The organism is Lacibacter sediminis (assembly GCF_014168535.1).
GTDB classification, from domain to species: domain Bacteria; phylum Bacteroidota; class Bacteroidia; order Chitinophagales; family Chitinophagaceae; genus Lacibacter; species Lacibacter sediminis.
The window spans coordinates 3,069,381-3,081,431 of record NZ_CP060007.1 but is presented as its reverse complement, the minus strand read 5'-3'; the positions used below and the strand labels follow the sequence as shown (position 1 = coordinate 3,081,431).

Sequence of the window (12,051 nt, the reverse complement as noted above, 5' to 3'; positions counted from 1 at the left end):
AGCAGGACTTTTTTATTTTCGGCACATGATAGCTGTTCATTTAAAAGAGTTGAAATTTCATGCACACCATGGTTTATATGCCGGAGAAGATAAAACAGGCGGACCGTTTGAAGTAAATCTTTCGGTGTATTATGAACCTGCCGGGCCAATCACATCTATCGAGCAAACAATCAATTATGTTGCTTTGTTTGAGATTGTGAAGCAACGAATGATGCAAAAAAGCAGTCTGATAGAAACAGTGGCGCAGGATATTTGTGATACGATTAAGACCCGTTTTCCCGTTATTATGGAAATAAAGGTGGAAATTGATAAGTGTTCGCCACCCATTGAAAACTTTCAAGGTAAAACCGGCATAACCTTGCATAAAACATTTAACCGGATCACATGAAGAAAGTAATTGTTGTTTTTTTTAGTGCACTCATATTTACGGGTGTCTCATTTGCACAGTCGGTTGAAGAACTTGTGAGGCAGGGCGATATACTCGAACGGCAATTGAAAGAAGAAGAAGCCTACCAGAAATTTAAAGAAATTATTAAGCAACAGCCAACCCATTTGCATGCATTGACCCGTTGCAGCGAGTTGGCCAGTCGTATTGGCCGTCGTCAGTCAACGAAAGAAAAGCAAATGGATTTTTATCAAGCAGCAAAGATCTATGCTGAACGTGCGTTGCGGGTGAATCCAAAAGACAGTGAAGCCAATGTTGCCATGTCATTTGCCTACGCACGGATGTCATTACTTAAAAACGGAAAAGAAAAAGTAGAATACGTTCGTGAGATCAAGAATTATGCTGATAGGGCACTCCTTTACAATCCGCAAAATTTTAAAGCACTGTTTGTGATTGCCCGCTGGCATTACGAAGTAAGTAATTTGAATGGGATGGAAAAGGCCGCAGTAAAAGTGTTCTTTGGTGGACTGCAAAAAAACTCACTCGACTCAGCAGTGTACTATTATGAAAAAGTAAAAGCATTGAGTCCTGAGTTTGTGTTGAATTATCTTGAACTGGCCAAAGCCTATCACCGTAATAACAAAAAGGCCAAGGCAATTGAAACATTGAATCATTTGTTACGCCTGCCCAATACTGCTGCGGATGATCCCACCATTAAATCTGAAGCAAAGCAATTACTCTCTACCTGGAAAGCATAAGCAGCCGGGATTTACAGACAAAAAATTTCATGTACGTTTGCAGATTAATCGCCACATTTGAACGCAACGGTTTTTTTATTTACGCCTCCTTTTACACAATTAAATACGCCGTATCCTGCAACGGCTTACCTGAAAGGTTTTCTCAATACAAAAGGTATTTCTTCTTTTCAAAGTGATCTTGGAATTGAAGTAACCCTGCAATTGTTTTCAAAGAAAGGCTTATCAAATGTATTTTCATCCATTGCTGATGAACAAAATTGTTCTGCCAATGCAAAACGTATAATTGCTTTAAAAGAAGAGTACATCAAAAGTATTGATGACGTGGTGTTGTTTCTGCAGGGAAAAAACCCAACCATTGCACATTTGATCGCATCACGAAACTTATTGCCTGAAGCAGGAAGGTTTGCCGAGCTTACCGATTTTCATTGGGCATTTGGTGCAATGGGTTTACAGGATAAAGCCAAACATATCGCTACACTTTATCTTGAAGACCTGGCCGATCTCATTAAAGAATGTGTTGATGAGCATTTTGGTTTCAGTCGTTATGCAGAACGTTTGGGAAGAAGTGCCAACAGTTTTGATGAACTGTATGCAGAACTCCAAAAACCTTTAACGCTTGTTGATGAATTATTGATTGAACGCCTGCAAAAGCATATTGAAAAAGTTCAACCGAAATTTGTTGCCGTCTCTGTTCCTTTTCCCGGAAATTTATATGCGGCGTTCAGAAGTGCACAATGGATCAAAGCAAATCATCCACACATCAAGGTAACAATGGGTGGTGGTTTCCCTAATACAGAACTGCGTTCCTTAAAAGATGAACGTGTATTTGAGTTCTTCGATTTTATTACGCTTGATGATGGTGAAGCGCCCATCGAACAACTGTTAAAATTTATCGCAGGAGAAATTGATGCAACTCAATTGAAGCGTACATTTCTATTGCAGGATGGAATCGTTACTTACATCAACAACAGTTCCTGTAAAGACTATAAGCAAACCGAAGTTGGCACACCTGATTATACTGATCTGCTGTTACACGATTATATTTCAGTAATTGAAGTGGTAAACCCGATGCATAGTTTGTGGAGCGATGGCCGCTGGAATAAATTAACGATGGCACATGGTTGCTATTGGGGCAAGTGTACCTTCTGTGATATTTCGCTTGACTATATTAAACTGTACGAACCCATTGCTGCAAAACTTTTGTGCGACCGTATGGAAGAGATCATTGCACAAACAGGTAACAATGGTTTTCATTTTGTAGATGAAGCTGCACCACCTGCATTGATGCGTTCATTGGCATTGGAGATCATTAAACGAAAATTGGTAGTAAGCTGGTGGACGAATGTGCGCTTTGAAAAAAGTTTCACACGTGATCTTTGTCTACTCTTAAAAGCAAGCGGTTGTATTGCAGTAAGCGGCGGGCTGGAAGTTGCAAGTGATCGTTTGCTGGAACTTATCAGTAAAGGTGTAACTGTGGCGCAGGTAGCAAAAGTGAACAAACATTTTACCGAAGCAGGCATTATGGTACATGCTTATCTCATGTATGGTTTCCCAACACAAACAGCACAGGAAACAATTGATTCGTTAGAAATGGTTCGGCAGATGTTTAAGACAGGGGTATTGCAATCTGCATTCTGGCATCAATTTGCAATGACAGCTCATAGTCCGGTTGGTATGAACCCGGAACATTTCAAAGTAAAGAAAGCAAAAGAAGTAGCTATTTTATTTGCAGATAATGATGTGGAGCATATTGATGAAACGGGTGCTGATCATGAAAGTTTCAGTTTTGGTTTAAAGAAATCATTGTTTAATTATATGCAGGGACTTTGCCTGGATGATCCTTTGCAAAAATGGTTTGATGTGAAAGTGCCAAAGACCACCGTTGCACCTGATCACATTGTAAAGGTGTTGCTCGATGATGAGATTCCCTTGTTTAAACCGGCAGCCAAAGTGGTATTCCTCGGAACTGTACTGCAATCAGAATTGATCACTAAATCAAAGAAGGGAAGCACTTGGGAAGTATTACAAATCACCTTTGTTACAAAAAAAGAAAACATTACCATCAATACCGACACGGCAAAAGGAGAGTGGTTACTGCAACTCTTACCAAAAATCAATGTACAGAACGAGAAACTGTTGAGCATGCAGGAAATAAAAGATGATTATGAACAGCAGGAACTTGAAGATTTTGAATTGTTCTGGGATAATAAACCCATCAGCAATTTGTATAAGGCGGGACTGTTGAAGTTGTAGGTATGCCATACCTGTTCCTCAGATTATGAAATTATTTGTAGCTTACAATCCAATCCATACAACGTTTATGAAAAATTGTATTCCTGTTCTATTTGTTTTAACCACACTCTTTATTGGCTGTCAGAAATCCGGCGAAAATGAACCGGAGGTTACGCTTAACGATCTCAAAGGCAAGTGGAAATTTGTTGCCACAAAAGAAGGGCCTGATTCATCGAATCCTCAAGGCGTATGGACCAATTTTAATTACGGCAAAACAACTTATGTAAAAGAGCTGTATTGCGTAAACGACAGCAGGGTTGGTCAGTCATATTATCTCTCTGATATAAATTGCGCTTACTATGAATCTGCAGGATCAATTGTTGGAGTAATCTCTTCCGATTGTGGAAGAACAATCGTAATGCGTGATACGGTGTGGACGCAATTGACTGCTTACGATCTTATTTTAAAAGATGCCAATTCGTTTGAATGGGTGGAAGCTTATAAGCATTCGAAATATGTGAACCTGATCAAGCAACCCTGTTCTACTATTCAATATGTACCCGAATCAACCAGTGGCAATACAAAAAACGGTACCTGGACTTTTGACGAAGCATCCCAAATGATCTCTGTTGATTTTGGAACAAGTGTGAATTCTTATAATGGCGAACAGCAAAGCAAGTTTAAGGTAACGAAATTCGCAGGCTCAACCGTTGAGTTGCAACTGCAGGGATCGGTGAACATGGAGTTCAGGTTGCAAAAGCAGTAGCATGCCTTAGATATCTCCACTCAAATACTTTACCTTCATTGTAATGGATGAAGTTTTGGTTCCTACACTTTTTGATTATCTCTTATCTGATACAACACATCCAGATGCGTCCGTAACAAAAGAAGAAGCGGAGAAATTGTTTACTTTTTTTCAGAACCATTCTCTCTTTAAATGGCACGATGTACATAACAATTGCGAAGCAAGGGCAGATGCTGTTTGTGTGTTATTAGATGCCTGGAAAATTCCAAATTACAAAGGCTGGGTGTTCAGTGGTGCTTTCCTCCGCAATCATATTGGCGGATTGAAACAGTTATGGAACTATCATGTTTGTGCATTACTGCAGGTGAAAGAAGACGACAGGATTACTTTTTATGTAATTGATCCGGCAACATCCAAACAATTACAAACACTTTACGATTGGGCTGCTGCTGTAACCGCTTATCCACATAGTTATCATCTCATTAAATCTGCAGATTGGTATATTTTTCCTGCAGGAAAGATCTGGAAAGACAACTGGCATCAGAGAGATAAACAAAATACGAAATGGATGATACAGGGGCTGGCCGGTATCAATGCTGTTTCTCCGGTTGGAAAAGCACGGCTTTGTTTTAATAAGAACAGGATCAAAGCAACCGAAGAACGATTGAAGAAATTGAAAGCAGCAAAGCCAACACTGTTTGTTGGTTAAGAAATACAGTGATGTTGATCAATCAATCATAAGTTATGCCTGTTTAAAACAGTGCCATCCTTTACTGTTTTGAGATAAGTAACAACGGTCTTTCCATCTTCTGAAACTTCACACACACGGTACGAAGGGAAGGGATTACCCCAGTTCCCTCCAAAATGACCCGACCACAAGAAAGGTTTTTTCTTGTAAAGCATGATGCCATCTACATCATGATCGTGGCCGTGAAAAGTTGCTTTTACATTTGGATATTCAGCGATCGTATCCATCAATTCAGAACAGGAAACACCATGTTGTGTCCAGGTGTTTTGTGAGATATGTACAAATAGAAACACCTGCGGCAAATTTTTAAACTCTTCCAGTTTTAATTTTGCGTATTCAACATTTGCACAGAGATATTTACCTGCTTCGTTTGAACAGTTGAGCAGAATGATGCCATGTTTTTCTTTCGAAACAAATGCAAAATCTTCAGGCTGTTTCCAAATCTGCAACCAGGTTTCCGGACTTACTCTGTCGTGGTTACCCCTTGCTACATAGTAAGGTACGTTCAATGTATCATATACTTTTTTTACATCCGGCATCAGCTCGGGCTTGTCATGTATGAGGTCGCCATTGAACACCACAAAGTCAACATGTTCTTCTTTGCCGATCGCTTAGATGAGGTTGCGATGGGAAGTTTCAAAATCAGTATTCGGCTGTCCCCAATGTCCGTCGGATGCTGTAATAAACTTAAGTCTTGGAGTTGCTGATTGTATTGTTCCTCCAAAGCTGAGATAGGGCGCTGCCATGAGCGATGAACTCAATAAACTGATCTTCTGTAAAAAGAGTCTTCGTTGCATGAAATGAAATTAAGTATTCAGAACGAAAAAAAACAGCAGGTCACAGTTTGTTCTTATTCTGCAGTTGTGGATGCTTCTCTTACAGGAGCTGATTTCTTTAAAAGGAAGCTTATTGCTACGTACACCAGCCAGATGGCAGAAAAGTAAATCAACCCCTGCAGGTTCGATGCAACATCTTCGGGATCAAAGCGGCCATGAATTCGTTTGTGAAAGAATTTGTTGGAATATTCCTGCGCCAGTTCAATGACATAGCCAAACATATACAGGAAACCAAAGATGAAAGCGTGAATGATGAGATTTCGTTTTGCAAACAGGATGTTTAAAAAAGCCGCAGCAAGAAAATAAAAGGCAGCATGCATTTCTTTATCCATTCCCCGGAACATAGAAGGTAGTTTGAGCATAAACCCAACAATGGCAATACCGAAACAGAATGCAGCGATAAATAGTTTTGTCCAGATGCTAAGGTTTCGTTTCATATAAACGGAAGCTGAGTAGTGATTGGGCTGTAAGATAAATTATTTCGTAACGCCGGGAATTGTGGATACAAAAAGATTGCGTACCTAGGGCACGCTGTACATCTGTTTGTTGTTTTTCTACCAATGGTTTGTTCCTAGGGAACAGCCGAACAGAAAATATAGTTGGTTGAGGTTCCTTCGTCTTTGTGCCGTCAGGTACAACATATTGGAAGAAGAAATGTGTGGCGTGTTTTTTCGTACCATAGGTACGATTGGTTTGATAATAGTAATGAATAGTCTGATGGCACAAGCGGATGCTTGCGCCTACGTGAGCCTGCGTGAATTTATCGTAAGGAATTATGTTTTGTTATGAATTTGGTATATGCTTCTTCGCCGTCAAAGCAATTTCTTCCACGTTTGGTGATAAATTTTCCTTTTAACCAATTTTTCAATTTAGTTGTGTCTTTTTCAAAGGCTTTTGATTTGTCTTTCACTTCGCCTTTGTAAAGGAATTGATTGCAAAAATGAATGTAGTATAGAAGTCCGTAATCACTAATGACAAATGGAGATGAAAGTTCTATGATTTCATTTTTCCTCCAAAGGTCTTTTTTTATATAAACGCCCTTTTCATCTTCAAGTTTCTTAATGTCGTCAATATTTATTTCATCTTTCGTAAAGTAAAAATTCAAATACCGATGATTAAATGTTATTATTTCGAGGGCTTTTTCAAACGTTACTTTTTCGAAAAACCTATGGTTATCCGGATACTTAAAAAACCAACAATATGCTTTTAAATTGAGGTCGTTGAACATAAAAAATAAAAAGTCTTTTAAGTTGTCTCCTGACCAATAACTGGTCAACTCACTGAATTTGTATTTTATGTTTGGAGCCTCGCAATAATTTAATGGGTTTGATAAAAGATGATTTGTTGGCGAATAATCTATATCGATAGAAATTGGTTTTGCTGTCTTATTACAATTTGTACAAGTTGTTGTGATTTTTATTTCTCTATAATCATCGGTTCCCAGTCTTATTATATATTCAAATTGAAGATTAAACCATTCATTATTGCAAGTGCATTTTTTCTTTTTGGGATATTCATTCTGTATAAGGTCGTACCAATAATCCAAGCTATCTAGAATAAGATAGTTGGTGTTGTTTTTTGTTGTCAAAAGCCCGACGCCCTCATTCTTTAGAAAACGAATCTGAAATTGATCTTCTCCTTTGTCTGTTCTAATATTTTTGAGTATTCCTGTTTGCATGATTTCGGCTGTAATATGTTTACTGCCAACTCTCTAATTTATGATATAATTCATTTTCAGCAAGGGAGTGCGTGTGAGTCAATTCTTTCGTGTTATGCACTATATCACCTTTCCCTTCCACTTCCCGCTCTTCAAATAATTAAACGCCATGACAAAGATCACACTCCAGTAAATTAATTCAGATGCCCATGCCCATAGCAGACTTAGTTTGTACACTTCCAATACGAGATACACATAAACGAGATAAGCAACAATCGTCACCGCTTCAATGATCAGGTTCATACGTGTATTGCCTGTGCCTGTTACTGCATTGAGCCACACAACAGAGATCGACATAAACAACATCCCCGTTGTTACAATCCGCAACACAGGTACCGCCGCATCAACAAACTCTTTCGACAATTGAAATACCGATAACAACTCATGTGCAAATACATTGAAGAGGATAAACATAAAGAAGGCTGAAATAAAACTCAGCTTCATAATGCGGTTGATGAGTTTGTGTACATCATGACTCCGTCCCTGGCCAATGATATTGCTCACCATGGCATTGGTAGTGGAAGCAAAGGCCCAGATGAATATACCTGCAAGTGAAAAAATATTCCGCATCACATTTGAAATAGCCAAAGCCCGTTCGCCGTGATGTTCAATTAAAATATAAAAGATGAGCCAACTGATAAGACTGATGGAAAACTGTCCGATCAATGGTGCAGAAATATTCAGAATGAGTTTTGTGAGTTCTTTACTGTAACGCAGGTAATTGAATAAATGAAAACGCAGATGCAGTCGTTTAATAAAAATCAGCAGGAACACTACGATCATACCAATGAACTCTGCCAGCACCGATGCATAAGCCGCACCATTAAAACCCAGCTCAGGTAATCCGAAATGACCATAAATAAATCCGTAATCAAAAAAGATATTGGCACCTGCTTCAAACAACGTACCGATCATGAGGTAGCGGCTGTTATTCGTTCCCACCAGAAATGCATTCCCCATCTGGAAGAGATAAAGAAAGGGAAGTCCCCATACACGGATCTTTAAAAAGTTCACCGCACTGGAATCGATGTTTTGTGAACGCAATGCATAATCAAAGATCATGGGTGCGAACAAATAAGTGAGTGTAATACCGATTGATGCAAAAATGAAAGCGATACGCACACCCTGCGAAAAGATCTTACCGATCTCTTCCAACCTGTTTTCACCGGCCCTGCGTGCAATGAGCGATTGAATGGCATTGTTCAATCCATTGCCAACAACAGCCACCACCAGGAAATAAACACCGGTAATACCAGCCGTGCCGAGTGCAGCTTCACCCAATCCACTCAGGAAAAAATTATTGGCCGTGAAATTAAGAAAGGGTACCAGCAGCGATAAACTGATGGGTAATGAAATGGAAAGAATTTGTCGGTTGGTAATTTCCAGTTGCAGGTTATTCTTCGGTAAAGCTGTTTCCAAGCAATGTCGTTTTTGGCGAAAATAAGCAAGATAGAGTCACGGATGACACGGATTTGGACGGATGGAACAGATGGAAAACAAAATCCGTACTTATCAGCAATGATCTGTGTTATCCGTGACTCTGTCCTGAAATCTGGCACGATTCTTCAGCATCAGCCGTATTATTCATATTATTGCAGCAATTGAACAATGATAACTGTGTTACACCCATCTGTATTTATTGAATCGAACGAAGCAAAACATGTTGATACTGCAACAGCTTATCTTCTGGTGCAAACGGGTACCGGGTTTATTGGTTTTGCATCGTTTCAGCCCACGGAAAAGAAAGTGAACAGTTGGATCGTGTTTGAACTTGATCAACAGATCAGCGCTGCACAATTGGAGGAAAAGCTCAGCGCCATTGCAGCCGCTTACACATGGGTGCACACCAATTACCAGAAAGTGATCTTGTTGCAATATGCTCCTTTAAATGTGCTGGTGCCTGCTATCCTCAACACCGAAGCGGGTAAAGAACAATTATTACAACTGGTGCATGGTCCGCAAACAAACCGTGTATTAGTGAAAGATATTGTGTTGCAGCAAAGCTTAGTGAATCATTACGCTGTTGATGCAGATCTTGCATCGTTATTAAATAAACGTTTCCCGAAAGGAGAGTGGTGGCATGTGCAATCCTTACTGTTAACAAAAACAGCAGCAGGAGGAGCAAGGGTAACAGCAACCATCCGTTTTAATGAAGTGCAGTTAACAGTTGAGAAAAACGGCAACTGGTTATTATTGCAGTCGTATAATTATCACACACCCGAAGATGTGTTGTATTATATTCTCAACGCCATGCAACAGCTCGATCTAACCCAGGAAGAAACCACTGTTTATTTGCAGGGGATGATCGATCAGCATTCGGCTTTGTATGATGTGTTGCATCTCTACATTTTAAATTTGCAGTTGAAAGATGAACTGCAGTTTAGTTTCCCGGCAGCAACCGAAGAACACCCGGTACATTTATCAGCTTCACTCGACCAGGTTTTATCATGCGTATCATAAGTGGAAAATTCGGCGGACGAACATTTCAGCCACCGGCTAAAATGCCTTACACAAGACCAACAACTGATCTTGCAAAAGGTGGCTTGTTCAATGTAATTGAAAACAATCTCGATATTGAAAGTCTGAAAACATTAGACTTGTTTGGCGGAACGGGCAGCATCAGCTACGAACTGGCGAGCCGTGGCGCAACCGATCAAACCATTGTAGAAAAAGATACCAATATGGCTGCGTTCATTCAGCAGACCAATAATAAACTCGGTACCAATCTGAAAGTGGTGAAGATGGATGTGTTCAAATACATTGAGCAGTGCAATGAAAAGTTTGATTTCATTTTTGCAGGTCCGCCATATGCCTTGGGCACTATTGATGAACTGCCCAAGATGATCTTTAAACATGAATTACTGAATGAAGGTGGTTGGTTTGTATTGGAACATACTCCCCGCAACAGTTATACACAGTTCCCGTTTTACAGGGCGGAACGTAACTACGGCACCACCATCTTTTCTATCTTCGTAAACAAACCCAAAGAAGAATGACGAAAAAAGAGGCAAGGAAAGTATTTAAAGAAAAGCGGTTAAGCCTCACCGTGGGAGAACGTAACAGGTTTGATGATCTTATTCTCATCCATTTTCAGCAACTGCCTTTACCTGATCTTTTTTACGTTCACACTTACCTGGCCATTAAAGAACAGCAGGAGATAGAAACCGATCATTTGCTGCATTACCTCGAATTCCGTAACCCGGAGTTGAAGATCGTTATACCACGTATGGATCATGAAAAAAATGAACTGCTCCATATTGAGTATGACGAGATGGTGGATGTAATGAAGAACAAATGGGGTATTCATGAACCTGTGAACGGGAATCTTATCAGCGAAGAACAGATCGACCTGGTGTTTGTTCCACTTTTAGCCTTTGATGAAGACGGTTATCGTGTTGGTTACGGCAAAGGTTTTTACGATAAGTTTTTGTCTAAATGCCGGCCCGATGTGCTGAAGGTTGGATTGAGTTATTTTGAAGCTATTGATACCATCACCGACCGTGCACAATTTGATATACCTTTAAACTATTGCATTACGCCACAGCGCATATATGAATTTGGCTAATCTCACATTCCAATCCATTCGTTTTTTGTTGGTGCCGTTTGCTTTGCTGTACGGTGCAATTGTATGGCTGCGCAACAGACTGTACGATAATAATGTGCTCAAATCCACATCGGTGAATATGCCCATCATTTGTGTGGGCAACCTGAGTGTGGGCGGCACAGGCAAATCGCCAATGGTAGAATATTTGCTGCGGTTATTAAAAGATGAAGTGAATATTGCAACTCTCAGTCGTGGTTACAAACGCAAAACAAAAGGATATGTATTGGCAAACGATACAACCAACGCATTGGAAATTGGTGATGAACCCATGCAGTTTCACTTAAAGTTTCCTGATGTGGTAGTGGCTGTAGGTGAATCGAGACTGGAAGCCATACCACAATTGTTGCACGACCGACCAAAAACACAGGCGATCATTTTGGATGATGGTTTTCAGCACAGGGCCATTAAAGCAGGGTTGAATATTTTGTTGACGGATTACAGTAATCTTTTTACCCGTGATTTCTTTTTGCCCACCGGTGACCTGCGTGATGAGCGAAGCAGTTACAAACGTGCAGAGATCATTGTGGTAACCAAATGCCCGGCTGCATTAACCGAAGTTGAGCAGAAGAAAATTGAAGAAGAGATCAACCCGTTGCCACATCAGCAATTGTTCTTTTCAACCATTGAATACGGCGTGCCTTATCATATTCTGCATCCGCAACAGGAGTATCACCTGCACAAGCAACTGGAAGTTTTGTTACTCACAGGTATTGCCAATATTGAACCGTTGAAAGAACATATCCTCTCAAACTCTTACACGTATGAACGAATAACCTTCAGTGATCACCATATTTTCAGTATTGATGATCTGAAAGAGGTGCGTAAGCGTTTCAGCAAAATGGATCACGAAGCAAAAATTATTATTACAACTGAGAAAGATGCGGTGCGGTTGGTAAAGTTCAAAGAAGAACTGGAAGATCTTCCGTTGTTCGTTTTACCCATCCGTCATCGTATCTTGTTTAACAGGGAAGAGCAGTTGAAAAAATCAGTGATTGATTTTATTCAGCAGTTCTCCAAGAAATAAAA

Annotated in this window: 14 protein-coding genes; 9 read left to right on the top strand and 5 right to left on the bottom strand. The window is 39.9% G+C overall.

Annotated features, from left to right (window positions below):
* Positions 1–25: 25 nt before the first annotated feature.
* From folB to H4075_RS13045, 5 genes are read left to right on the top strand one after another with little or no spacing between them, the layout of a single operon-like run.
* Positions 26–388 (top strand): dihydroneopterin aldolase, encoded by a 363-nt coding sequence (gene folB, locus H4075_RS13065; protein WP_182801284.1) that lies wholly within the window; start codon positions 26–28, stop codon positions 386–388.
* Positions 385–1,143 (top strand): tetratricopeptide repeat protein, encoded by a 759-nt coding sequence (locus tag H4075_RS13060; RefSeq protein ID WP_182801283.1) that lies wholly within the window; start codon positions 385–387, stop codon positions 1,141–1,143. Before folB ends, H4075_RS13060 begins: the two co-directional genes overlap by 4 nt.
* A 57-nt stretch (positions 1,144–1,200) precedes the next feature.
* Positions 1,201–3,396 (top strand): B12-binding domain-containing radical SAM protein, encoded by a 2,196-nt coding sequence (locus H4075_RS13055; RefSeq protein ID WP_182801282.1) that lies wholly within the window; start codon positions 1,201–1,203, stop codon positions 3,394–3,396.
* A gap of 25 nt (positions 3,397–3,421) precedes the next feature.
* Positions 3,422–4,141 carry a hypothetical protein gene (locus tag H4075_RS13050; RefSeq protein WP_182801281.1) on the top strand — a complete coding sequence of 240 codons (720 nt, stop codon included), beginning with the start codon at positions 3,422–3,424 and terminating at the stop codon, positions 4,139–4,141.
* Positions 4,142–4,184: 43 nt separating this feature from the next.
* Entirely contained in the window at positions 4,185–4,829 is a 645-nt protein-coding gene (locus H4075_RS13045) for a protein-glutamine glutaminase family protein (protein WP_182801280.1), read from the top strand.
* A 26-nt stretch (positions 4,830–4,855) separates the two neighbouring features.
* On the opposite strand, the gene H4075_RS13040 is transcribed toward H4075_RS13045, so the two are convergent.
* The 5 genes from H4075_RS13040 to H4075_RS13025 form a co-directional block, all read right to left on the bottom strand.
* Positions 4,856–5,476: a metallophosphoesterase family protein gene (locus H4075_RS13040; protein WP_255460454.1), complete on the bottom strand. Its 621-nt coding sequence runs from the start codon at positions 5,474–5,476 to the stop codon at positions 4,856–4,858.
* Positions 5,477–5,479: 3 nt separating this feature from the next.
* A complete protein-coding gene (locus H4075_RS21625; RefSeq protein WP_220494754.1) occupies positions 5,480–5,665 on the bottom strand; it encodes a hypothetical protein in 186 nt (61 codons plus the stop codon).
* Between the two features lie 53 nt (positions 5,666–5,718).
* The gene (locus tag H4075_RS13035; protein ID WP_182801279.1) at positions 5,719–6,141 is read right to left on the bottom strand and encodes a hypothetical protein; all 423 of its coding nucleotides are present in this window, start codon (positions 6,139–6,141) and stop codon (positions 5,719–5,721) included.
* A gap of 323 nt (positions 6,142–6,464) precedes the next feature.
* Positions 6,465–7,382 carry a hypothetical protein gene (locus tag H4075_RS13030; RefSeq protein WP_182801278.1) on the bottom strand — a complete coding sequence of 306 codons (918 nt, stop codon included), beginning with the start codon at positions 7,380–7,382 and terminating at the stop codon, positions 6,465–6,467.
* 99 nt (positions 7,383–7,481) lie between these two features.
* Positions 7,482–8,840: an MATE family efflux transporter gene (locus H4075_RS13025; protein ID WP_182801277.1), complete on the bottom strand. Its 1,359-nt coding sequence runs from the start codon at positions 8,838–8,840 to the stop codon at positions 7,482–7,484.
* Between the two features lie 189 nt (positions 8,841–9,029).
* Between H4075_RS13025 and H4075_RS13020 the strand changes: the two genes are divergently transcribed.
* From H4075_RS13020 to lpxK, 4 genes are read left to right on the top strand one after another with little or no spacing between them, the layout of a single operon-like run.
* Positions 9,030–9,881, top strand: coding sequence for a DUF3822 family protein (locus H4075_RS13020; protein WP_182801276.1), 852 nt, complete (start codon positions 9,030–9,032; stop codon positions 9,879–9,881).
* Complete coding sequence (locus H4075_RS13015) at positions 9,869–10,417, top strand: RsmD family RNA methyltransferase (protein WP_182801275.1); 549 nt, start codon at positions 9,869–9,871, stop codon at positions 10,415–10,417. Before H4075_RS13020 ends, H4075_RS13015 begins: the two co-directional genes overlap by 13 nt.
* The gene (locus H4075_RS13010; protein WP_182801274.1) at positions 10,414–10,986 is read left to right on the top strand and encodes a 5-formyltetrahydrofolate cyclo-ligase; all 573 of its coding nucleotides are present in this window, start codon (positions 10,414–10,416) and stop codon (positions 10,984–10,986) included. The genes H4075_RS13015 and H4075_RS13010 overlap by 4 nt, the downstream gene beginning before the upstream one ends.
* On the top strand, positions 10,973–12,049 hold the full coding sequence (gene lpxK, locus H4075_RS13005; RefSeq protein WP_182801273.1) for a tetraacyldisaccharide 4'-kinase: 1,077 nt from the start codon (positions 10,973–10,975) through the stop codon (positions 12,047–12,049). Before H4075_RS13010 ends, lpxK begins: the two co-directional genes overlap by 14 nt.
* Positions 12,050–12,051: the final 2 nt, after the last annotated feature.